22 protein-coding genes and 1 tRNA gene are annotated in these 22,429 nt (G+C 34.8%); 15 read left to right on the top strand and 8 right to left on the bottom strand.

The window, feature by feature from the left end:
• Positions 1 to 118: 118 nt before the first annotated feature.
• From WBY99_RS04000 to WBY99_RS03980, 5 genes are all read left to right on the top strand, one after another.
• Positions 119 to 595: a Dps family protein gene (locus WBY99_RS04000; protein ID WP_423975044.1), complete on the top strand. Its 477-nt coding sequence runs from the start codon at positions 119 to 121 to the stop codon at positions 593 to 595.
• A 152-nt stretch (positions 596 to 747) separates the two neighbouring features.
• Positions 748 to 1,788 (top strand): hypothetical protein, encoded by a 1,041-nt coding sequence (locus WBY99_RS03995; RefSeq protein WP_423975043.1) that lies wholly within the window; start codon positions 748 to 750, stop codon positions 1,786 to 1,788.
• Positions 1,785 to 2,243 (top strand): nucleoside-triphosphatase, encoded by a 459-nt coding sequence (locus WBY99_RS03990; RefSeq protein WP_423975041.1) that lies wholly within the window; start codon positions 1,785 to 1,787, stop codon positions 2,241 to 2,243. The genes WBY99_RS03995 and WBY99_RS03990 overlap by 4 nt, the downstream gene beginning before the upstream one ends.
• A 75-nt stretch (positions 2,244 to 2,318) precedes the next feature.
• Positions 2,319 to 3,398 (top strand): tellurite resistance/C4-dicarboxylate transporter family protein, encoded by a 1,080-nt coding sequence (locus tag WBY99_RS03985; protein ID WP_423975040.1) that lies wholly within the window; start codon positions 2,319 to 2,321, stop codon positions 3,396 to 3,398.
• Positions 3,399 to 3,851: 453 nt separating this feature from the next.
• Positions 3,852 to 4,196 (top strand): arsenate reductase family protein, encoded by a 345-nt coding sequence (locus WBY99_RS03980; RefSeq protein WP_423975062.1) that lies wholly within the window; start codon positions 3,852 to 3,854, stop codon positions 4,194 to 4,196.
• 58 nt (positions 4,197 to 4,254) lie between these two features.
• Here WBY99_RS03980 and gcvT read toward each other — a convergent pair whose 3' ends face one another.
• Positions 4,255 to 5,334, bottom strand: a complete 1,080-nt coding sequence (gcvT, locus tag WBY99_RS03975) for a glycine cleavage system aminomethyltransferase GcvT (RefSeq protein ID WP_423975039.1) — start codon at positions 5,332 to 5,334, stop codon at positions 4,255 to 4,257.
• Between the two features lie 266 nt (positions 5,335 to 5,600).
• Positions 5,601 to 6,113, bottom strand: a complete 513-nt coding sequence (gene idi / locus WBY99_RS03970; protein WP_423975038.1) for an isopentenyl-diphosphate Delta-isomerase — start codon at positions 6,111 to 6,113, stop codon at positions 5,601 to 5,603.
• 301 nt (positions 6,114 to 6,414) lie between these two features.
• Between idi and WBY99_RS03965 the strand changes: the two genes are divergently transcribed.
• Positions 6,415 to 7,374, top strand: a complete 960-nt coding sequence (locus WBY99_RS03965) for a D-2-hydroxyacid dehydrogenase (protein ID WP_423975037.1) — start codon at positions 6,415 to 6,417, stop codon at positions 7,372 to 7,374.
• 67 nt (positions 7,375 to 7,441) lie between these two features.
• Here WBY99_RS03965 and mscL read toward each other — a convergent pair whose 3' ends face one another.
• Both mscL and WBY99_RS03955 read right to left on the bottom strand, forming a co-directional pair.
• Positions 7,442 to 7,813, bottom strand: a complete 372-nt coding sequence (gene mscL / locus WBY99_RS03960; RefSeq protein WP_423975036.1) for a large conductance mechanosensitive channel protein MscL — start codon at positions 7,811 to 7,813, stop codon at positions 7,442 to 7,444.
• A gap of 449 nt (positions 7,814 to 8,262) precedes the next feature.
• The gene (locus tag WBY99_RS03955) at positions 8,263 to 10,764 is read right to left on the bottom strand and encodes a T9SS type A sorting domain-containing protein (protein ID WP_423975035.1); all 2,502 of its coding nucleotides are present in this window, start codon (positions 10,762 to 10,764) and stop codon (positions 8,263 to 8,265) included.
• 265 nt (positions 10,765 to 11,029) lie between these two features.
• Here WBY99_RS03955 and WBY99_RS03950 point away from each other — a divergent pair, with 265 nt between their 5' ends.
• From WBY99_RS03950 to WBY99_RS03925, 6 genes are all read left to right on the top strand, one after another.
• A complete protein-coding gene (locus WBY99_RS03950) occupies positions 11,030 to 11,944 on the top strand; it encodes an alpha/beta fold hydrolase (protein ID WP_423975034.1) in 915 nt (304 codons plus the stop codon).
• A complete protein-coding gene (locus WBY99_RS03945) occupies positions 11,931 to 12,911 on the top strand; it encodes a DUF4861 family protein (RefSeq protein ID WP_423975033.1) in 981 nt (326 codons plus the stop codon). Before WBY99_RS03950 ends, WBY99_RS03945 begins: the two co-directional genes overlap by 14 nt.
• 27 nt (positions 12,912 to 12,938) lie before the next feature.
• Positions 12,939 to 14,150, top strand: a complete 1,212-nt coding sequence (locus tag WBY99_RS03940; RefSeq protein WP_423975032.1) for a glycoside hydrolase family 88/105 protein — start codon at positions 12,939 to 12,941, stop codon at positions 14,148 to 14,150.
• A 4-nt stretch (positions 14,151 to 14,154) separates the two neighbouring features.
• Positions 14,155 to 15,114 (top strand): pectinesterase family protein, encoded by a 960-nt coding sequence (locus WBY99_RS03935; RefSeq protein ID WP_423975031.1) that lies wholly within the window; start codon positions 14,155 to 14,157, stop codon positions 15,112 to 15,114.
• 102 nt (positions 15,115 to 15,216) lie between these two features.
• A complete protein-coding gene (locus WBY99_RS03930) occupies positions 15,217 to 15,891 on the top strand; it encodes a rhamnogalacturonan acetylesterase (protein ID WP_423975030.1) in 675 nt (224 codons plus the stop codon).
• A gap of 105 nt (positions 15,892 to 15,996) precedes the next feature.
• Positions 15,997 to 17,484, top strand: a complete 1,488-nt coding sequence (locus WBY99_RS03925) for a glycoside hydrolase family 28 protein (protein WP_423975029.1) — start codon at positions 15,997 to 15,999, stop codon at positions 17,482 to 17,484.
• A 317-nt stretch (positions 17,485 to 17,801) separates the two neighbouring features.
• On the opposite strand, the gene WBY99_RS03920 is transcribed toward WBY99_RS03925, so the two are convergent.
• Positions 17,802 to 17,888 (bottom strand) — tRNA-Ser (locus WBY99_RS03920).
• 107 nt (positions 17,889 to 17,995) lie between these two features.
• Positions 17,996 to 19,012 (bottom strand): asparaginase, encoded by a 1,017-nt coding sequence (locus tag WBY99_RS03915; RefSeq protein WP_423975028.1) that lies wholly within the window; start codon positions 19,010 to 19,012, stop codon positions 17,996 to 17,998.
• A gap of 100 nt (positions 19,013 to 19,112) precedes the next feature.
• On the opposite strand from WBY99_RS03915, the gene WBY99_RS03910 reads away from it, so the two are divergent.
• Genes WBY99_RS03910 through WBY99_RS03900 form a run of 3 tightly spaced genes read left to right on the top strand, consistent with a single transcriptional unit; the run spans position 19,113 to position 21,080 of the window.
• Positions 19,113 to 19,778, top strand: coding sequence for a TrmH family RNA methyltransferase (locus tag WBY99_RS03910; protein WP_423975027.1), 666 nt, complete (start codon positions 19,113 to 19,115; stop codon positions 19,776 to 19,778).
• Between the two features lie 25 nt (positions 19,779 to 19,803).
• On the top strand, positions 19,804 to 20,238 hold the full coding sequence (locus tag WBY99_RS03905; RefSeq protein WP_423975026.1) for a hypothetical protein: 435 nt from the start codon (positions 19,804 to 19,806) through the stop codon (positions 20,236 to 20,238).
• Complete coding sequence (locus WBY99_RS03900) at positions 20,235 to 21,080, top strand: hypothetical protein (protein ID WP_423975025.1); 846 nt, start codon at positions 20,235 to 20,237, stop codon at positions 21,078 to 21,080. The genes WBY99_RS03905 and WBY99_RS03900 overlap by 4 nt, the downstream gene beginning before the upstream one ends.
• A gap of 111 nt (positions 21,081 to 21,191) precedes the next feature.
• Here WBY99_RS03900 and WBY99_RS03895 read toward each other — a convergent pair whose 3' ends face one another.
• The gene (locus WBY99_RS03895; RefSeq protein WP_423975024.1) at positions 21,192 to 22,073 is read right to left on the bottom strand and encodes a hypothetical protein; all 882 of its coding nucleotides are present in this window, start codon (positions 22,071 to 22,073) and stop codon (positions 21,192 to 21,194) included.
• A gap of 34 nt (positions 22,074 to 22,107) precedes the next feature.
• Positions 22,108 to 22,429 (bottom strand): RsmE family RNA methyltransferase (locus tag WBY99_RS03890; RefSeq protein WP_423975023.1); only part of this gene is annotated, 322 nt, incomplete at its 5' end.

Genomic DNA, 22,429 nt, shown 5'->3' with positions numbered 1-22,429 from the left:
GATTTCAGTAATTTAAAATAAATTACACGAAGTTAAAATGCTTGATTATAAGTTATGTAGATGCTTTATTTCAAATAAAATACACACACAAATAATATTAATTTTAAAAACAAAAAAAATGAAAAATGCAAACATCGGAATTTCCGACGAAAACAGACAAATAATTGCCGACCAGTTATCAAAAATATTGGCAGATGAATTTCTGCTTTATTCCAAAACATTAAATGCACATTGGAATATCGAAGGTCCTGATTTCCATACTGTACATGTATATCTCGAAACACTCTATAACGATCAACAGGGAATTGTTGATGAGGTAGCCGAAAGAATACGTGCCGTAGGACACTATGTTCCAGGACAATTAAGTAAATATCTTCAATTAACTCATCTTTCAGAACAGCCGCTTGATAAGAATGATACCCAAAGTCTTTTTGCGGAATTATTGCGGGATCACGAAAGTATTATTATTTTTTTAAGAGAAAATATAAAACCGATGGCAGATAAGTTAAAAGCAGAAGGAATCAGCGACTACATTACCGGCTTGATGGAGTATCATGAAAAAACCGCTTGGATGCTTCGGGCTCATCTCAATTAAAAATGGGTTAATTGTAACTTCGAGCAGATTTTCTTTACCAGCAAGATACTTTAAGATGATTAAATCTATTGTTTTTAAAGATAACTGTTTTGTTGTGAGCGTTTTATTGGCTTTTAAGATGTACTGGATAAAATTCAATTAACCTCAAGAAAATGAGTCAGCAGAAAGGATTTCTGAAATCACATGAAATAAACCCTACCAAAACTGTAGAGCGTTTAACAGCTTTATGGGCTTTAAATGAATGCGGATTGGGAGGGGTAATGCACGTTTTTAAACTACCATTCACCGGAATTTTTGTTGGTGGTATATCAGTATTGCTCATTACATTAATTGCATTGTCTGCAAATAAAACGGGGTCAACATTGTTAAAAGCACTAACAATTGTTTTAATGATTAAAGTTGGTGTTAGTCCATATACCCCTCTCCCAGCGTATTTTGCAGTTTCATTTCAGGCTTTTTTAGGAATACTTCTGTACGGTATGTTTTCGGTAAACACTGTAACTATTATTGTTTTGTGTGTTGTTACTTTTCTGGAATCTGCACTTCAAAAACTGGTCACTTTAACCATTGTTTTCGGTCAGACATTTTGGAAGGCAGCAGATGTTTATGTGGATTGGATCGGTCATCAGTTTTCTTTTTTGCCATTCATTTTAAATAGCAAAGCCTTGATATATAGTTTTCTGGGAATCTATTTTTTGAGTGGAATTGTTGCGGGATTTTTAATTTTACGAACGATCAAATTAATAGAACAGATAAATATTTCGCAGATTGATCTTGATTTGGATACAACGCTGCCCGAATTTAATACTAAGAAAAAGAAATTCAAGAACAAAATAATATATTCTTTTTTAATAGTATTAATTGTCATACTTCTCCCGGTTTTTTATTTTAATAATGGTTCTGAATCTTGGCGAAATGCAGTATATCTAATCATTCGCAGTGTATTAATAGTAGTGATTTGGTACACTTTATTAGGTCCATTTTTAATGAAGATTTTAAATAAATTTCTTTCAAAAAAACGAGATTTCTATCAAGCCGATTTGAAAGATATACTCAATGTTTTGCCAACTTTAAAACAAATTATTTTCCATTCCTGGAGAGAATGTAAGCACTTTAAAGGACTCAATAGATTATCGCATTTTCTCGCCAGAAGCATTGCATACAGTCTTTATTTTGAGAGTATTAAAAAATGATTTTTATCTTATCGGGAAATATCGAAACTGGAAAAACGACCACTTTGTTGAAATGGACAAATGGGCGGAATGATGTATTTGGGATTTTGACCCCAAGAAACGAAAATGATATCCGGTATATTTTAGATATAAATACCAAAGAACATTTTGAAATGCAGGCAGATTTAGAAACGCCTAATGTGATCGTTGTTGGGCGGTATCGCTTTCTAAAATCCGCTTTTGAAAAAGGAAATGATATCATAAAAAATGCCACGCAGAATAATAGATCAGGGTATATCATCATCGATGAATTGGGCAAACTTGAATTAAAATCCAAAGGGCTTTATCCATCAGCTTCCGTGGCGATAAGGGAAACAATTCATAATAGTGAGTTACATCTCATCCTCATTATCCGGACAGAATTATTATTGAAGACGATCAATAAATTTAAGATTACCGATTATCAATTTTGGTGATTGAGGATTTAAATTAAACCGTGAAACTTCCCTTAAAAAAGGAATGATAAAAGCAATTTCTGAATTTAAATTGATATGTCAGCAAATAACAAACAAAGAAAAGTTAATAAACAGACGAGATCAAAATTGTTTATTGGGATAGCTGAATTATCCCCAGCTTATTTTGCTTTGGCGATGGCGACGGGCATTGTATCTATTGCTGCTCATTTATACCATTTTACATTTTTTGCGAAGGCATTATTTTACATCAATAGTATTGCTTATACCATCATTTTTATTTTATTCATAGTTCGTTTTATTGAGTATAGAAAGGAATTTCTATCAGATTTTATGGATGATCGAAAAAATATGGGATTCCTTTCTTTCGTTGCTGCTAATTGTATTCTGGGTACCCAATTTATTTTGATCGAAAATAATTCCCATATTGCGATTTTCTTTCTTGCAATTGGTTTTTTATCTTGGATTTTTCTTATTTATTTACTGTTTGCTATTCTTATCGAAAAACGAAATAAACCTTCTATAAAAGCAATCAATGGTACATGGTTGTTGATTGTAGTTGCTACGCAGGCGCTTTCTATATTGCTTGCTCAATTGGAAGGATTTCTTCCATTTTCGAATCATGAAGTGCTTTTTTTGTCACTCATTTTATTTTTGTGTGGTTGCCTGTTTTATATCATATTGATCACCTTGATTATTTATCGATTTTTCTTTTTTCAAATGCATGCCGAAGAGCTTAGTCCTCCTTTTTGGATCAATATGGGTGCCGACGCAATCAGTGTTTTAGCAGGTTCAATTTTAATTCTCAATGCAGATAAATGGGAGGTATTGATTGGAATAGTTCCCTTTCTTAAAGGGTTTACTTTATTATTCTGGGCAATCGGAACCTGGTGGATTCCACTGATGCTTATCTTGGGAATCTGGCGACATCTCATAAAAAAAGTCCCCTTAAAATATACTCCGGAATATTGGGGAATGGTCTTTCCTCTGGGAATGTACACGGTCTGTACCGTAAAATTATCGCAAGCAATCAACTTACCTTTTCTAATGGGGATTTCTTCTGTATTTGTATTTTTTGCCGTCGGTGTTTGGTCAATTGTTTTTATCTCCTTGATTTATTCTATTAGCTCTAATTTCTTCGTAAATACAGAGCGGTAAAACAAGCAAAGTCTTAGTCATATTCGGAAGAAATTTCGACTTTTTTTTAGTGGAATCACCTCCTGCAAGCGCGATAAGGATAGCAGTTATCACGTATCGAAGTTCCATTGCAATACGTCTTTAGGCTGTTTTATAACCTAAATTATTTACTTTTTTATTGATCAATAAAAGCATCGCTGCAATCATTGTCATATAAACCATAACCAAACGAAATCCAGCTTATAGCTTTTCTTCCCTGTAATGAAGGTTTCTATGCTTGTTTTGGATGTTTTTTTTCAGTGTAGAAATTCACGTTACTATCTTTTACGAACTTCCTAGTCTTCCCATTTTTGAACATTCTCGGTATTAAGGAAAGATTCGAGTTCTTCAAATTTTCGGTTTTCTTTGGATAGGTCAATAAATTTAATCGAATTTTTGTCAAACTCTTTCATAGTCCGAGTAGATTGTAAGCCTCTGTCAATAACTGGAAAACCAGGAACTTGTACCAAGATTTTAAAAATGTTTGACCTTTCCGATTGGGAACTTCGTGAACTGAAAAGCGCACCGATTACCGAACAAGAATTAGCAGAAATGTATATGCTGACCAAATCTTATGAATCGCTTTTCAGCAGAAGATCAACTCAAATCAAAGCCAGAAATATCGATCTGAAATCTTTACAGGAAAAAGATTTTAAAAAACTAATTTTAGACCATTATTCTTTTTTGAAACGACCAATTTTCCTTACAGACAAAGAAATTTTCATCGGAAATGATAAAAAGAATATTGAAAATTTAGAAATTTTTTTCGTCAATAAATAAAAAAGTCTGAAATAATTTTCAGACTTTTTATACTATTTTGAAATTTAAAAATGAATCCTTAGACAAAAGGAGTTTTCACCACTTTCGCTGGAACATTCTTATTTCTGATTTGAATAAAAATATCCGATCCAATTTTATTGTGTGCGGTCGCTACATAAGCCAGACCGATTCCAATTCCTTTCATCGGGCTCATCGTACCTGAGGTTACTTTTCCGATCTCATTTCCTTCTGCATCAACCACCAGATAATCATGTCTTGGGATCGCTCTTTCCTGCATTTCAAAACCAACTAATTTTCTAGTAACTCCTTCTTCTTTTTGTTTTGCAAAACGTTCTTTATCCACAAAATCTTTATCGAATTTGGTGATCCAACCCAATCCTGCTTCTAGTGGAGAAGTTGTATCATCAATATCATTTCCATATAAACAGAATCCTTTTTCCAAACGCAAAGTGTCTCTGGAAGCCAATCCGCAAGGTTCGATTCCAAATTCTTCACCCGCTTCGATAATTGCGTCCCAAAGTTTTACAGCATCTTCGTTTTTAAAATAGATTTCAAAACCACCGCTTCCTGTATAACCGGTATTTGAAATAATGACATCTGCAACTCCCGCAACCGTGCCCACTGAAAAGTGATAATACGGCATTTCAGAAAGATTTACGTCGGTTAATTTTTGTAAAGTTTCCGTCGCTTTTGGTCCTTGGATTGCCAACAACGACATTTCATCTGAAGCATTCGTCATTTTCGCACCAAATTTCTCGTTGTATTTCGAAATATGATTCCAGTCTTTTTCAATATTTGAGGCGTTTACGACTAGGAAATATTTCTCATCAGCCATTTTATAAACGATCAGATCATCTACAATTCCGCCATTTCCGTTGGGCAAACACGTGTATTGCGCCTTTCCATTTTCTAGGGTATCTACATTATTCGTTCCAACATATTGTAGCAAATCTTTTGCGGTAGAACCTTCTACGAAGAACTGACCCATGTGCGAGACATCAAAAACGCCCACTTTTTCACGAACAACAAAATGTTCTTGCGTTACGCCAGCATATTGTACGGGCATTTCAAAACCTGCAAAAGGAACCATTTTCGCACCAAGCGACACATGTTTGTCAAATAAAGGAGTTCTTTTCATATTTTATTTTTATTAATTTCTTTTTTTAGGAGCAAGACTATTTTCGCTTCTTAGAAAATCCAGTCCCGCTGTCCGCTATATCTTTTTTCGCCACCGCTTTTGCCCTTTCAAAAAAGGATGCCGCTACCATCGGGGCTATAATTACTTTCTTTTTTTCTTTCGAAGGTTTTTTTAGTGTTTCGGTAATTGAATAATAAAGATTGTTATTTGTAAATTCACCATTCACCATTCACCATTCACCATTCACCCAAATACTCAAACACTCACTACAACCTATCTTTATATTCCCCCAAAATAATCTTAAACCATTCGGTGAAATTTTCAGGATTCGATTCCATTTCTTGATCCAATGCTTCCATGGTGATATATCTGATTTCAGAAACTTCTTCTTCGTTTAAAGAAAAGTCACCACTATAAGTTCCGGTAAATACATGGTCTAATTCATGTTCCCAAAGATTTCCACCAACATCGGCTTTGTAGATGAAGTGAAATTTCGGAGTGAGTTCCATTCCTTCAATACCCAATTCTTCATTTAATCTGCGCTGTGCAGCTTCCAAATACGTTTCATTAACTCTCGGATGAGAACAAACGGCATTGGTCCATTGATTTGGAGAATGGTATTTTTCTGCAGCTCTCTTTTGCAACAGAACTTCTCCTTTTTCATTAAACAAAAAAACCGAAAAAGCACGATGTAAAATTCCGTTTTCGTGTGCCTGCATTTTATCCATTAAACCCAGCACTTCATCATTTTCTGAGATTAAAACTACTTGTTCTTCCATTTTCACAAAATTAAGGTTAATAAATCTATTGGGAAAATTTTTAACTGCAATTTAACCTTCCAAAACGGGGACGAGTGCAGAAGCGTTTTAACTGCATTTCTTAAAAAATAATAACCTTTAAGTTTGTTTTTAAAAAAAAATCAAACGCCATCAACAAAGGAGGAAACCTGAATGCATAACGATTGCGAATATTTAATAGTCTGTAAATCAATGAAATTTTGTAATTTTGCCGCTTAAATTTTTGGAGATGGAATTAGAAGATCAAAGATCATTTTAGCCCAATTAACGATTAAAATAAAGGATGAAAATATTAGCAAATGACGGTTTAGATCAATCAGGAATTGATGCATTAACAGAAAAAGGTTTCGAAGTAATTACGACTAAAGTTCCGCAGGAATTTTTGGCAGATTTCATCAATGTACATTCGATTCGTACTTTGCTGGTTCGGAGTGCAACTACGGTTAGAAAAGAGTTAATTGATGCTTGCCCGAGTTTAGATATTATTGGTCGTGGTGGCGTTGGTATGGATAATATTGATGTAGATTATGCTCGTTCGAAAAATATTCATGTCATCAATACACCTGCGGCTTCTTCGGCTTCGGTGGCAGAATTGGTTTTTGCGCATTTGTTCAGTGGAGCAAGATTTTTGCAGGATTCAAATAGAAAAATGCCGTTAATTGGTGATACCCAGTTTAATCAATTAAAGAAATCATACGAGAAAGGAATTGAACTTCGTGGCAAAACCATCGGGATTATTGGCATGGGCAGGATCGGACAAGAGGTTGCAAGAATAGCTTTAGGGTTGGGAATGCGAGTCATTGCAGCGGATAATAATATCGGAAGAGCCAGCATTAAAGTGAAGTTTTATAACAATCAATTCATCAATGTTGATATCGAAACAGAACCTTTGGAAGATGTTTTGAAACATGCAGATTTTATCACGCTTCATGTTCCCGCTCAGAAAGGCGGTTGTATGATTGGCGCAAAAGAATTTAGTAAGATGAAAGACGGAGCGGTGATTGTAAATTGTAGTAGAGGAGGCGTTATTAACGAAGATGAGCTTATCAATGCTCTTAATTCAGGGAAAATAGCTTTCGCAGGATTAGATGTTTTCAATAATGAGCCAACGCCTTCAAAAGAAATTTTAAACCATCCGAAAATCTCTTTAAGTCCGCATACTGGAGCTTCTACCGTTGAAGCACAAGACCGAATCGGGCTCTCTTTAGCTGAACAGATTTGCAGTATTTTACAGACTTACTAAGTTAGATTAATATACAAATAAAAAGACGCATCAATGGATACGTCTTTTTTGTTATTAGCAAATGCTATTATTTATTTTTCAGTAAATCTCTGATTTCTGCAAGGAGTTCTTCTTGAGAAGGACCAGCTGGGGCGGGTGCTGCAGCAGGTTTTTGCATTTTGGTTGCTGCTTTAATAATCATGAATAACACAATTGCAATACATAAGAAACTAAGAACAGCCGAAAGGAAATTACCATATTTCACTCCGTGCCACGTTAGTGCTGCGATGTCTTGTGCTCCCACTGCTTTCAAAACAGGATTTAATATTAACGGAGTAATCACATCTTCAACCAAAGATGAAACGATTTTTCCGAAAGCAGCACCGATAATTACAGCAACTGCTAAGTCAACTACATTTCCTTTAAATGCAAAATCTTTAAATTCTTGAACCATTCCCATAATTGTATGTTTTAATTGTAGTAAAAGTATGAAATTAATTTAAAATAAGGCAATTAATTATTAAAAAATTATGAATATCCGTAATTAGTAAGAACTTGTTTACAACACTTCGTTAAACTTTCAAATAGCAATTCGACCAAAACAGTAGAGTTGCTGTAATTTAAGTTTATTTTTCTCGTGTTCGGATTTTATCGGAACTTGCAAACAAATCTATCTGGCAGTAAGCTATTGTAATATACCATTTTTACATCAGACATTGAGAATGGAATTTCATCAGTTTTCGACTTAGGCCAATGTGCGATTTTCACCAAATTCACCGTTGAAAGGGAAGTGTTAAAATGAAAATTTATTTTTGCTCCTCGCTTTACAAAAAAAATGGCCGGAATTTCTTCCGACCATCGCTAACAATAATGCCATCTTTTTCTTTAAAATATTAAAAAAATCAATCCTTATTTTTTAATGAGTTTTTTGGTTGTAATTCCGGATTTAGTGGTGATTCTTATCAGATAAATTCCAACGTTTAAATCCTGTACATTCACTGATTTAATATTGCCGTTCAGTGATTTTACCAACATTCCGTTTGCACTGAAAACACTTACGTTTTGTACATTTTCGTTCGTTTTAAGGTAAACTACATCTGAAACCGGATTCGGGTATATTAATAATTCATTTTTGCTGTTTTGCTCACCCGCAGCAAGAACCGGTGTATCATAAACTGTTTTGATGTAATAAAGATTTGTGGTGTCTCCTTTCAGGATTTCAATATCAGCTTTAATTGGGATATTTGGTATCGTGATTACTCCGTTTCCTGCAGCCGGCACAGTGTAAGTAGTGCCATTCACTTTAACCTTACCGGCAAAGGTAGTATCGAAAACTAAGGTAAGGGTAGATGTTTTAGTGGTGGTATATTTAATCGAAGTTGCGCTCTCCATTTTCAGCCTTTTAATCAAGTCATTACCGTCGTAGCTCGTAAATCCGTCAGTAGAATTAATATTTCCTGAAATGGTGTAAAAGGTACTTTCTTTCCCATCAGTCGTGAAGTTGTGAATGAAAATACTCTCTGTAGAAGTTTCTCCAATGGTTATATTTCCGCCAGCTGATACTGGAGTTCCTGCAGATCCGCTCGTTGTTATTGTAAATGAAACATCGTCAGTAGGTGTTCCAGAAACGGTAATTGTTTTTGCAGTCATATTTTTTACAAATGCGATTCCATTGGCTGGTAAACCAGTTACCGAAACGTCATCTGCTGTTCCGCCCCAAGTATAAACCATATCAGCAATTGCAATACCTGCAGATACTGTTTGGTCATTATTGGCAGGAACTTCTAATGTTTGAGAACTCACTACAACTGGAGTTTCTCCTTGCACATATACCATTTGCGAGGTATAATTCGTAAGCAATGCTTTTAAAGCGGTATTAATGGCAGCAGAAGTGTCATCTATCGCATTGTTAAATTCAAAACTGATATCACCTCCCGAAACTCTGCCTGCGTACTGCATGACTTTATCTTTTGCGGTTTCTGGATCATCAATTACCAAAGCATTGATATATAAAGTGGGGTCGGTATCGAAATTATTATAAATATTGGCGCCTTTTTTAGATTTAATGGAATTCGGAACGGTTTGATTTCTGGTGTCTGCAGCATAAGCATCAAATTCTACCGGATAATTTACAGCGTCATAAGTCACAAATCTTGTCTGGCCGCTCATTTGATTATTAAAAGCTTTGATAACGCCTCCAGCTTCGCTAGAAAATGTTCCTTGTGCTCCGCCAAAAACATCAGTTCCTTGCATTGAAGTTAGCATAGGGTATTTACAGTTTCTGAAATAATTGCCTTCCATAAATACAGATGATCCCATGGTAGAACCTGCTCCATATTTTGAATTTCCATCATAATAATTATTATAAACGTGGGCAGAATAAAATCTCACTCGTGGATGTCTAGAGTCAGAATGATCATACCAATTATGATGATAGGTAATGTATAGATTAGCCATGGCTCCTTCACTTAAACCTAAAAGATTACTTTTCCCACTGTCCCAGAAGTGGTTGTAAGAAAAAGTAACATCGGTAGATTTCTTGCAATCTAAAGCGCCGTCTCCTTTGATTTGATCGGCATCACCACCTGGCGCACCATAAAACATATCACAGTTATGTACCCAAATATGGTCATTGCCTTGTTGCAACCCAACATTATCACCTTCCGCAGCATCAGTCAGCATAAATCCGATATTCCTAATTTCTATATTTGAAGCATTTTTTATCCGAATTCCCCAACCATTTGCGACGGCATCAGATCCAACTCCTTCAATAGTAATCGAACCATTGCTATTGTTTTTATTTTCAACTACAATATCACCTGCTAGCATATTGCTTAAATCAGTAATGTTTCCGATCATTCTTACAACCAATGGTCGAGAATCGCTTCCTTTTTTGAAACCATCAAGAATGTTTTGTAAACCGATACATGGATTAGCTGTTGCTCCCGTAACATTGAGTGAAACTGTATTCTTTGTATTTTGAGTAATATAAATTACCTGTGCATTATCTTTCAAAGTCCCGTCAAATTTATAGCCTCCTGGCAATCTGCCTCCTCGGTATGCAAAACCTGTTCGGTCGTGCGCCACAACGGCAATAGGATTAGAAATTGTTGCAGTTCCTTCTGTTCCTCCAATTACAGGAACCACTTTGATGGTATAGTTTCCTGCTGTCAAACCCAAAATGTCGGCACGAAAATACGATCCGTAACTTCTGATTAGTTGAGTGTCTATTTTTTTATCGGTTAGACCTCCTCCAGTGTAATAAACGTTGTAGCTATCCGCGCCATCCACCGGAAGCCATTTCAGGTAGGCAGATTCTAGCCATCCTGTTTCCTGGGTGATGTTTACAGACTGCGCCTGAAAAGAAATTGACATCATAAAAAATGTCATCAAAAATAATAATTTTTTCATTGTAAAACTGTTTAGATATTAATGTATTACGTCTATGTAATGGATTACACAAAACTATAAAAAAAATCGAAATGTTGAATATTTTTTTAAATAAATTTAATTATTTGCAGAGACTCCTGCATTAATCGGAATGCTTTCAGCGGTTTACTTAGTGATTTATTAAATCAATGTGAAAAAAAGCATCTAAAAAAAGCATTTGTTTTGCTCTTAACTCAAAAATAATTAGATTTGTGTAATCGATTGCTTTAAGGCAATATGTCGCTCAATGTTTAAAAAGATTCTATTTCCCTTTTTTCTCTTTAATTTCTTCATCGTATTTGCACAGATGAAGGAAGAATATTCTTTTGCCCTCCAATCTGAATATTTAAAACAACTAAAAAAATATCCATTTATTAAAAAAATAGGAGTTCAAAATAATCCATTAATTAAAATGGAAGACAATCTGGTCTATAAAAATTTACCGAACAGAAAGTTGCATTTGGATGCCTTCATTCATAAGTCTAAAGAAAATCTACCTGCCGTACTCTTGGTTCATGGCGGCGGCTGGAAATCGGGTTCGAAAGAAATGCAAAATGCATTAGCAGAAAAAATAGCTACTGAAGGATATCAAACTTTTACCATCGAATACCGACTTTCAGAGGAAGCAAAATATCCTGCTGCAATTGATGATGTCCATGATGTTATTAATTTCATCAAAAAAAATGCAAAAGAATTTAAAATTGATGCTGCTAAGATTGCTATTTTGGGTTGCTCTTCCGGAGGACAAATGGCTTCCTTAATTGGGGCTAAATATCCAGCAGAAGTAAATGCGGTAATCGATATTGATGGGATTTTAGCTTTTCACCATCCCGATTCCCAAGAAGGAAAAATGGCTGCGTTATGGTTAGGAGGAACTTATGAAGAAATCCCTGAGGTTTGGAATGATGCTTCTGCTTTAGCTCATGTTTCGGATAAAACACCTCCTTTTCTTTTCATCAATAGTCAATTCAAAAGATTCAGTGCCGGACAAAGCGATTTTATCAAAAAACTGAACGGGTTCGGAATCTATTCTAAAGTCGAAAGAATAGAAAACAGTCCGCACACTTTTTGGCTTTTCGATCCTTGGTTTCAACCGACCACAAAATATATTGTTAATTTTCTCAATTTCACTTTCAAAAAAGATCAAAATGAAAATCTATAAAACAACTGCAATCGCAGTAGTATTAAGTCAAATTATAAGTTGTAATTCGCAAAACGGAAATCTACATAAAGACCGAAAAACAAATGCAGAAATCTCTGTAAAAGAAGGTGGAAAATGGAATGGTAGAAAATATGAAGGCGGAACTTGGAAAAATGTGAAATCGCATACCCTTGATCCTTTGCATACCGATCATTCCTTTGACATCCGCTATGAAGGTCCGGGTTGGGAAAGTAATAAAATCGCTTACCGATTGTATCTTGATTGGCGAAATGCAATCGATATCTTTGGGAAAACTAGCGAGAAGATTATTCTGCCAGAAGTAGGACAAGATGGTTTTGATTCCTATCATTTAAAACAAGATTGGGGTTCCGATGTTCTGAAAGTGGGGAAAGGAGTAGGTTTAGGTTCCATCGCCAGAATTGTTGACAATAAAATGTACCATTTCGAAACCGTTGATAAAACCTCTGCGGAAGTTCAAAATTCAGCCCAAAAATCTACCGTTATTATCGATTACAAAGGTTGGGAAACTTTAAATGATAAAATTGATTTGAAGGCAAATCTGTCTATTTACCCAAATGAAAGATTTACCAAATATACTTTCACGCCCTCGGCTCCAGTTTCGGGAATCGCTACCGGAATTGTAAAAGTAAAAACAAAAGATCAATCGCCAGTTCTCCTTCAGAAAAAAAGCAACTCTGGAAAATGGGCTTATATTGCAACGTTCGGAAATCAGTCGATGTTTGATGACGGTTTAGGAATGGCAGTTTTCTATGAAACTTCTACCGTTGCCGAAGTGAAAGACGGGCCTTTCGATCATTTATTGGTTTTTAAACCGACGACAAAACCGGTAACTTATTATTTTACAGCTTCTTGGGAAAAAGAACAAGATGCTTTGAAAACGCAGGAAGAGTTTGTTAATTATTTGAATGAGAAGTTAAATCAATTGGATTCCAAGAATAAACTTTAAATCCATCTGAAATTTAAGAATGAAATTATGAATTTTAAAAATATTATTAAAGGAATTCCTTTTCTTACACTAGCTCTTTTTTTAAGTTGTACAGCAAAGAAAAGGATCAATTCAACTGACGATTCCACGATTTCGAAAAATAAAAAATGGTCGGAGAGAATGGCTTTGACTTTAATGAAACAATATCCTGAAGCCTATCAATTAGATGATAAAAAAGAACCGAAATGGGATTATGTTCATGGTTTAGTGATGACTGGTTTTGAAGGACTTTATGACAAAACAAAAGACCAGAAATATTACGATTATGTAAAAGGTTACGCTGATGCCACCATCGATGAAAATGGAAAAATCCCGTCATATAAATTCGATAATTATAACATCGACATGATTGAAGCGGGAAATATACTTTTTGATTTATACGATAAAACCCAGGATAAAAAATACCTCACGGCGATGCAAATCTTGCGCAGTCAATTGGATGTACAGCCCCGAACTTCAGAAGGTGGTTTTTGGCACAAAAAGATTTACCCGAATCAAATGTGGTTGGATGGACTTTTTATGGGAGCGCCGTTTTATGCGCATTACACTGCGAAATATGAAAACGGAAAAAAATTAGATGATGTCGCACTTCAGTTTGAAATTATTCAAAAACATTTGGTTGATTCAAAAACCGGTTTGCTTTACCACGGTTGGGACGAAAGTAAACAAATGCCTTGGGCAAACAAAACCACGGGAACGTCACCCAATTTCTGGTCCAGATCTTTAGGTTGGTATGTCATGGCTTTGGTGGATGTTTTAGATTATTTTCCGAAAGATCATCCTAAAAGAGCGGAACTTATTTCTTATTTGAATTCCAATTCAAAAGCGATTGCGAAGTTTCAAGATCCATCAGGATTATGGTATCAAGTGACGGATAAAGGAAACCAAGGCGGAAATTATCTGGAAGCAACCGGAAGCGCAATGTTCGTTTACGCTTTTGCGAAAGGTGCCAACAAAGGTTATTTGCCCAAAGAATATAAAAATTTAGCGGAAAAAGGTTTTGATGGATTAATTAATAATTTGGTAAAAATTTCCCCAGATGGATTGGTAACGATTACTCAAGCTTGTGCTGTTGCCGGTTTGGGTGGCACGCCTTACCGAGATGGTTCTTTTGAATATTACGTCAATGAAAAAAAGAAGGACAACGATCCGAAAGCAACCGGACCTTTTATTCTGGCAGCTTTAGAATTGAATAAATAAAAAGATGAACTTTTTTTTAATCGTCTTTTCACTCTTCATTTCCTCGCTCACTTTTGCGCAGGAGAAAGATTCGTTTGTAGTTTCAAAAGATGGAAAAGGAGATTTTCTAACCATTCAGGAAGCCATTAATAATACAAAAGCTTTTCCTTATCAAAGAATGACCATCTTCATTAAAAACGGAATTTACAAAGAAAAAATAAAACTCCACGAATGGAATTCTCATCTTTCTTTGATTGGTGAAAATCGGGATTCTACGATCATCACTTTCGATGATTATTTTGATAAGATGGGTTTGGGGAGAAATAACACTTTTTTTACGCCAACATTTTTAGTAGAAGCAAATGATGTCGTTCTAAAAAACCTTACGATTGAAAATTCGGCAGGAGATATCGGGCAAGCAATCGCTTTGAGTATTAATGCGAATCGAGTAGGTATTCTTCATTGCAAAATCCTGGGAAATCAAGATACGCTTTATTTAACAGGAGAAGGAAAACATTATTTTAAAGACTGCTTCATTGAAGGAACTACGGATTTTATTTTCGGTAGTGCAACTGCTTTTTTTGAGAACTGCGAAATCGTCAGCAAAAAAGACTCTTATATTACGGCGGCTTCTACACCAGAAAATACGAAATTTGGATTTGTATTTAATGATTGTAAATTTATTTCTACTAAAGGCGTTTCTAAAGTTTATTTGGGCAGACCGTGGAGAATCTATGCAAAAACGGTGATTCTGAATTCCAATCTTGGAAATCATATTCTCCCAGAAGGTTGGAGTAATTGGGATAAAAAAGAGGCTGAAACGAAATCATTTTTTGCGGAATTTAATAATTCTGGAGCAGGTTCAAATTCTAAATTGCGTGTGAAATGGTCTTATCAACTTACAACAAAAGAAGCATCTCAATATCAAAAACCAATCGTTCTAAAAGATCAGTTTCATCAAAATTGGTTTGAGCTGAAAAATTAATTTTACTTTAAACTTATGAAAATACATCATTTATTACTTATTTTTATTTTGCTTATTTCGAGCTGTAAAAGTGCAGATTCACAAAATAAAAACTCAAAAAAAATGACCATTTTTACCATTGGAGATTCTACCATGGCGAACAAACCAGATCCGGAAAAAAACCCGGAAAGAGGTTGGGTTCAGGTTTTAGCACCATTCTTTAATGATCATGTTATTATTAAGAATCATGCAGTAAATGGCAGAAGTACGAAAAGCTTCCGCACTTTGGGACATTGGAAAAATGTGGTGGATTCTTTGGAACCGGGCAATTATTTGTTCATTCAGTTTGGTCATAATGATGCCAAAGAAACCGATTCTACAAGATACACCAATCCGCAAACTTCTTATCGCCATAATCTTATGAATTATATCACAGAAGCTCGTGCAAAAGGGGCAATTCCAGTGATGTTTTCCTCAATTGCCCGGCGGAAATTTAATGAACAAGGTGTCCTTTTAGATGCCCACGGAAATTATACTTTAGTTGCACGATTGGTTGCACAGGAAATGAATGTTCCCTTTTTCGATATGCAATATCTTACCGAAAATTTAGAAATGAAATATGGCGTAGAAAATTCAAAAAAACTTCATCTTCATTATTTTGCGGGGGAACATCCTTATTATCCAAAAGGGATTGATGATAATACCCATTTGTCTGTTTTGGGAGCCACCGAAATTGCCAAACTTTTTGTTAAAGATTTAAAAGATCAAAAACATCCTTTGGCGAACTATTTAAAATAAAAATTTAGAATATCTGTTTTCAATGAGACCGCAGATTTTCGTTTGAAAAAAAATAATTTTAACCATTAATATCATAGTGATTTTGAACCCCTTAATTTAAATACCATGAAAAAAATAGCATTCTTTTTTATCCTTTTTCTCGCAATTGCAAGCTGTAAAGCCCAAAAAAATAGCATCGAATATTACATTAAAAATGCACCTTTCGATTTTGGTGAGATGGTTTTACCCACAATTCCCGAAACATCTTATAATATTAAGGATTTCGGTGGTGTAGGAAATGGAACTACTTTGAATACCAAAGCATTTGAAAAAGCTATTACAGCCATCAATGAAAAAGGGGGCGGAAAGTTAATTGTTCCTGCCGGGATTTGGCTCACAGGACCAATCGAGCTGAAAAGTAAAATTAATTTTCATGTGGAAAAAGGGGCAATTGTCCAGTTTTCAAATGACATTAATCAATTCCCTTTGCGTGAATATTCAAAAGGAAAATTCGATGTTACGCCGCCAATTTGGGGGAATAATTTAAATGATGTGGCATTTACGGGCGAAGGAATTTTTGATGGTGCAGGTGAAGCTTGGAGACCCGTGAAGAAATTTAAACTGAGCAAAGAAGATTGGGCAAAATTAATTGCTAAAGGTGGAGTAGTAAGCGAAGATGGCAAAATTTGGTGGCCAAGTGTCAATGCAATGAACGGTGAGAAATGGGTAAAAGTGCTTGCTGCTACTAAAAATCCGACCATTGAAGATTATAAAATACTTCATCATTTTCTGCGTCCGATGATGTTTACTTTGTCAAAAGTAACTAATTTATTGATTGATGGACCAACCTTCAGAAACTCTCCGAAATTTGTCATTAACCCGAAAAACATTACCAATCTGGTCATTAAAAATACCACCGTTTATAATCCGAAATGGGCACAAAATGGAGATGGAATTGATATCAGCGCCTCCAAAAATGTTATTATTTACAATACGAAAGTAAATGCCGGGGATGATGGAATCTGCATGAAATCCAGCGGAGAACCGAAAGACGGAGAAGCACAACTTCAAAATATCATCATTGCTGAATGTACCGTTTACGAAGGACACGGCGGTTTTGTCATCGGAAGTAATACGGATGGCGGCATGAAAAATATTTTTGTTTCCAATTGTCTTTTCGACGGAACCGATATCGGAATTCGTGTGAAAAGTAATTCTGGAAGAGGTGGAGATGTGAGTCAAATTTATATTCAGAATATCGAAATGAAAAATATTGTGGAAGCAGCGGTTTTATTTGATACACTGTATGCAGACGCTCCCGCTGGTAGCAGTAAAGAAAGTCAGGAAGCCCAATTCACTGGTGATAAAATACCATATTTACACGATTTTTTCATCAGTAATGTAAATTGTGAAAGTGCCGAAACCGCCTTTAGTTTTACAGGACTTCCGAATAAATTCATTGAAAACCTTTATTTTAAAAATATTAATATTAACAGCAAGCGCGGCGTCGTAGGGAAAAACGCTTCTAATTTAGTCTTTGAAAATGTAAAAATCAACGGCAGTACCGATTATAAAATTGATAGTGGATTAATGAAAGCCGTGGTGAAAAAATAAAGGGATAAATAATTAAAAATGGAATAATACGATCAATTAAATTTTTGTTTACAAGCGACAGAATCATCGGTTGTTTCTACAATATTAATTCTTATCATGCTTTGAAGAATTTGCCACGAATACACGAATATTTTCAATTCGTGATTCGTGGCAAATTTATTTATAAACCCGACTCGAATACAATTGTTGTCACCAGGTTTTGATTATGGTCTGCAAAGGCTATAATCCTATCATTCAATAAAAAAGCCAAAACTCAATAAGTTTTGGCTGTGTTTTTAGCTATAATTACCTTAAGAATTGGCAATCAATCGAAATTGTAGAGAGGATGGGATTCGAACCCACGGTACAGTTGCCCGTACACTAGCTTTCCAGGCTAGCTCCTTCAACCACTCGGACACCTCTCTAATTGAAGACTGCAAAAATAGCGTATTTTATTGAATTCTAAAAACCGAAATTCATAATTTTAGAAATAAATAGTTCATTCTGCTTTAAAAAACATTTGAAACAAGAGTTATACGGAAACTTCGCCGCAAAGACTTTTAACAAAATTATCGGCAAAACTACCTTCATAATTTGGGTTGTCGAGAAGATGCATCGCTTTGGTAATGGCACTTTCTGAAGTAATGTCATTTCCACTGATGGCGCCAATTTCTCTGAAAATATTCGAGTTTGAATATTTGCCAAAACTAATTCCGCCAGAAACACATTGCGAAATGACTACGATTTCAGTTCCATTATTTCGAAGTGTTTGTAAAATTTCCTTTGTTTTTTCAGTGTTGAAAATGGTACCCGAACCAAAAACTTGCAATACCAAAACTTTTACATTCGGGATTTCAGTAAAATGATTCAGATGCATTCCTGGGAAAATTCGCCAAAACAAAACATCTTGCGAAATATGAGTGTCCACTGTAAACGGATCTTTAGTTTTCGAGCGCCACAAAAAATCTTTTGCAATATTTAAATGAACACCAGATTGTCCTAAAACCGGATAATTCGGGGTTTGGTAAGCATCAAAAAACTCTGCAGAATATTTCAAAGTTCGGTTTCCACGCAATAATTTATATTCGAAATATACCGCAACTTCCTGAATAACTGCTTCGTTATTTTCGTATAAACTTGCATAATAAAGACTTGTTAAAAGGTTTTCTTTTGCATCGGTTCGCAAATCTCCGATGGGCAATTGAGATCCTGTTAAAATTACAGGTTTTTTTAAATTCTTTAACATGAAACTCAGTGCAGAAGCAGTGTACGACATCGTATCTGTGCCGTGAAGAATCAAAAAACCATCGTAGCTTTCGTAATTTTTAGCGATATGATTTGCAATTATTTTCCACTCTTTGGGTCCCATATCGGATGAATCCAACGGTTTTCGAAACGGATATACCGAAACCTCGCACTCAATTAATTTCATTTCGGGTAACTTTTGGAAGATGTTTCCAAAATCGAAAGCTTGTAAACTGCCCGTTTCGTAATCTTTTTCCATGCCGATTGTTCCACCGGTATAAATTAGAAGCACTTTTCTTTTCATAACTTCAAAAATACAGTATTTTGCAGAATAACGAAAACATTGACTTGAAAGCATTAATAGCACTTTTCTACGCTCAAAAAAAATCCTTATTTTTGAACCCATGAATGATCAAAAAACCTTTGAATATCTTCAGCAATTCTTAACAGAGGAACGATTAGAAAAAATCAGCCATTTTGCGCCTGGAAGTTCCGATTTTGTTTTGCCCGTGATGGAAGATATTTTTCAGTTTCGAAATGCAGCGGCAATTGTACGATCGGTGGAAGCGTGCGGATTTCATAAAATCGTGGCGATGGAAAGTGAGAATGAATTTAATCCTAATTTAAGAGTTACGAAAGGTGCCGAAACTTGGGTTGAAGTGGAAAAACTTCCGCACAATCTTGAATCTTTAAAGGAAATTAAAAGCCGTGGTTATAAAATTGTTGCCGTTTCACCAGAAAATAATGCAACAATGCTTCCTGATTATCAACTGAACGAGCCTGTCGCTTTGGTTTTCGGGACAGAAAAAGAAGGAGTTACCGAGGAAATATTACATTTCGCAGATGAAACTTTAGCGATCCCGATGTATGGTTTTACCCGAAGTTTTAATGTTTCTGTGGCGGCGGCGATTTGCTTTTACGAATTAAAACAGAAACTCATCAAATCAAATTTGGATTACCAACTCTCCGAAGAAAAATTGTGGCAAATGAAAGTTCGTTGGGCGCTAAATTCCATTAAAAGTGGCGAACAGATTTTAGATCATTATGTGAAAAATATACAGTGTTTTTAAATATTCATAATTCTTAAGATTCAACATGAAGAAATATACCTATTATCTTTTTGCTTTTAGCCTTGTGTTTTCGTTTTTATCTTTTTGCACTAATAAAGGTGGATATGGTGAGGTTTTTCCTTTTTACACATGGCGCCTTTTTACAAAACCTTCTGGTACCTCCACAACTGATTTTCGATATAAATTGTATGGGGTTTCCGAGCAAGATACTGTGCGTTTAACAAATACCGAATCTCCACTTTTTGATGGAAACCAAAAGGAATCGATGATTAATAATCTTGGGAGTAAAATTGATCAAAATAGAAACGATGCTGATTCGAAAGTGAAATTGTATCATTTTGCAAAAGTAATAGAACCCAATTATCAGAAGTATCTGCTTGTAAAAGAGTCTTTTAATGCGCAGAAAATTGATGAAAAAGATTTTAAAATTAATACTGAAATAATAAGCGAACTCCAATGACCTATCCAAAACTCACCGTTTTCAATTTTAAAGTAAGTTATTATCTCTTTAGAATTTTCACTTTATTCTGGTTGTTTGAACAAGTGAATTTTTTCAAAATATTTGCGAAACGGCCTAGTGATCTTTACGAGCCGACAATATGGCTGCAGAAAATTGTGATGCCAGTATTTCCATCAGATTTTCTTTATTATTCTGTTGTATTTGTAACGGTACTCATGCTTGTATATAGTTTATTTAGGTTTTCAGTTTTAGTAAATATTTCATTGTTTTTTCTCGTAGCTTATATTTCTCTCCCAGTAATCGCTTACCGAGGAGTTGGTCATCATAATCACGTCTTGATCTTAAGTTATTTCTTCAGTATATTTTTAAATCCTAAAAAGCTTGAAGACGAAGATTATAAGTATGTACAGATTTATTATTTGGGTCTTTTAATAACGTACTCCTTAGCAGGATTTTGGAAACTCGTTTCAATAGCGAGAGATTGGATTACTGCAAACCCAGAAACTTCATGGTTTGAGACCAACGCTGCAAAATATAATTCCATGTTGAACTATTTTATCGTTGACGAAAAATTACCGCAATGGATGTTTAAAATGTACGAATATGAAAATCTGTGGATTGTAATTACGATTATTGGCATTGTTCTACAAGCATTGTGTTTTTTAGGAGCATTCAGCAGAAAATATCTTACTTTTTGTTTGGTGTTTCTTGTTGCTTTTCATTTTTACAATGTCTATTTTGTGCTAGCAGATTGGCGAAGTATGAAATATGGATTAATTGTTTTGTTTTTTCCTTATCATTATTTTTATCCTTGGATTCGCAAGGCATTTCAAATGCATTAAAAAAAAACTTGCTCCAGAAAAATTATAGTAAATAGAAGTTCGTTGACCGATGAACTCTTTTGAAAGATCAAGAACAATTTTAAATGAATTTCAGGAAAATGAGGTTGAAATTTATTTCAGAAAATGAGGAGTCAAAGTTGGAAGTGAAAAAACTGCTCCAATTCTAATTTGATTAAAAGGAAAATATCTAATTCCATATTGATACTGTAAAAAGTACGTGTTTTGTTTTCCTTTTAAATTAAGTTTTGTTCCGAGTATAATTGGTTTGTCACCATAGTCGGGTGCTCTTTTGATCCAGCCGTTATAACCGGAAATTGTATTTTCCCAAGAGATGTTTTTCTTTTTTAAAATCATTTTTAACCCATACATCAGAGCGTCATCTTGTACATTGTTATTGGGTGTTAGCACATCCCAAGAATAAAATCCTATATTGCCAACCAGACGGATTTCATTCAAGAAATGATTAGAAATTGCAAAGCTTTTCCCGATTTCAGTATCAAAATAATAGCCGGCAGTATTAAAGGTTCTTCTGTTTTTAAAATCACTTCCGGATGACGTTTTTAAAGTGGTATTTAATATAACAGAGATATTGCTATTTTTCTCACTGAAAAGTGCTATTCTTGTTTGTAGAAAAAGATCACCAGTTGCAGTACCAGAATTTTTTTGCATCATTCGTCTGTTTTTAATGGCATCAGTAACAGAATAATGTTCAATGGGAACTGCCCATAGTTTTACAGATATTTTTTCAGGAAGTAAAGGGATTTCTAGTTTTAATAAAGAATTAATTGTTTGGTCGCCATATCCATAATAGTAATCGCCATATACCGAAAATTCTGTACTTTTTGGAATAGTGGCATCAGTGAAATCAGGTACAGGATTGGCGTTCGGACCAAAATAATTGGTAGTGTGATGAATTAAGGTCTGTGATTGAAGAGCAGAAGGCTTCAAAAAGAAAGTAATGAAAAAAATAAAAAGAATGTTGTTTTTGCTCATAGGTGTTTTTTTAGAATTAATTTTTGTCGAAGATTTATAATGATTTTGTTTCAATCAGTGCTGTAGATATTTTCATATAATTCCATGCTGCTACGAAAAGACCAGCGGTTTCTGTTCGCAATCTTTGGCTTCCCAGCGAAACTGCTTTTACTTTTTTTTCCGCCAAAAGTTGGATTTCTTTATCAGAAAAGTCACCTTCTGGACCGATTAAGAAAGTAATGTTTTTTTGAGGATTAATTGCATTTAAATCAAATCGCTCCAGATTTTCATTACAATGCGCAACAAAAGTAGTTTCGGGATTGATGGTTTTAATAAAATCAGAAAATTTAGTTAAATCATTTATTTTAGGAAAATGA

It is taken from the genome of Kaistella sp. (assembly GCF_049588135.1).
In the GTDB taxonomy this organism is placed as follows: domain Bacteria; phylum Bacteroidota; class Bacteroidia; order Flavobacteriales; family Weeksellaceae; genus Kaistella.
This window is presented reverse-complemented; position numbering and strand designations above follow the sequence as displayed.

Bases quoted from the DNA above. Each gene is read 5' to 3' on its own strand.
- WBY99_RS03905 (WP_423975026.1), top strand. From the start codon at position 19,804: ATGAAGAAATATACCTATTATCTTTTTGCTTTTAGCCTTGTGTTTTCG.
- WBY99_RS03940 (WP_423975032.1), top strand. From the start codon at position 12,939: ATGAATTTTAAAAATATTATTAAAGGAATTCCTTTTCTTACACTAGCT.
- WBY99_RS03925 (WP_423975029.1), top strand. From the start codon at position 15,997: ATGAAAAAAATAGCATTCTTTTTTATCCTTTTTCTCGCAATTGCAAGC.
- WBY99_RS03910 (WP_423975027.1), top strand. From the start codon at position 19,113: ATGAATGATCAAAAAACCTTTGAATATCTTCAGCAATTCTTAACAGAG.
- WBY99_RS03895 (WP_423975024.1), bottom strand. From the start codon at position 22,073: ATGAGCAAAAACAACATTCTTTTTATTTTTTTCATTACTTTCTTTTTG.
- WBY99_RS03995 (WP_423975043.1), top strand. From the start codon at position 748: ATGAGTCAGCAGAAAGGATTTCTGAAATCACATGAAATAAACCCTACC.
- WBY99_RS03955 (WP_423975035.1), bottom strand. From the start codon at position 10,764: ATGAAAAAATTATTATTTTTGATGACATTTTTTATGATGTCAATTTCT.
- WBY99_RS03990 (WP_423975041.1), top strand. From the start codon at position 1,785: ATGATTTTTATCTTATCGGGAAATATCGAAACTGGAAAAACGACCACT.
- WBY99_RS03950 (WP_423975034.1), top strand. From the start codon at position 11,030: ATGTTTAAAAAGATTCTATTTCCCTTTTTTCTCTTTAATTTCTTCATC.
- WBY99_RS04000 (WP_423975044.1), top strand. From the start codon at position 119: ATGAAAAATGCAAACATCGGAATTTCCGACGAAAACAGACAAATAATT.
- WBY99_RS03945 (WP_423975033.1), top strand. From the start codon at position 11,931: ATGAAAATCTATAAAACAACTGCAATCGCAGTAGTATTAAGTCAAATT.
- WBY99_RS03930 (WP_423975030.1), top strand. From the start codon at position 15,217: ATGACCATTTTTACCATTGGAGATTCTACCATGGCGAACAAACCAGAT.
- gcvT (WP_423975039.1), bottom strand. From the start codon at position 5,334: ATGAAAAGAACTCCTTTATTTGACAAACATGTGTCGCTTGGTGCGAAA.
- WBY99_RS03935 (WP_423975031.1), top strand. From the start codon at position 14,155: ATGAACTTTTTTTTAATCGTCTTTTCACTCTTCATTTCCTCGCTCACT.
- WBY99_RS03915 (WP_423975028.1), bottom strand. From the start codon at position 19,012: ATGAAAAGAAAAGTGCTTCTAATTTATACCGGTGGAACAATCGGCATG.
- WBY99_RS03985 (WP_423975040.1), top strand. From the start codon at position 2,319: ATGTCAGCAAATAACAAACAAAGAAAAGTTAATAAACAGACGAGATCA.
- WBY99_RS03900 (WP_423975025.1), top strand. From the start codon at position 20,235: ATGACCTATCCAAAACTCACCGTTTTCAATTTTAAAGTAAGTTATTAT.
- idi (WP_423975038.1), bottom strand. From the start codon at position 6,113: ATGGAAGAACAAGTAGTTTTAATCTCAGAAAATGATGAAGTGCTGGGT.
- WBY99_RS03965 (WP_423975037.1), top strand. From the start codon at position 6,415: ATGAAAATATTAGCAAATGACGGTTTAGATCAATCAGGAATTGATGCA.
- mscL (WP_423975036.1), bottom strand. From the start codon at position 7,813: ATGGGAATGGTTCAAGAATTTAAAGATTTTGCATTTAAAGGAAATGTA.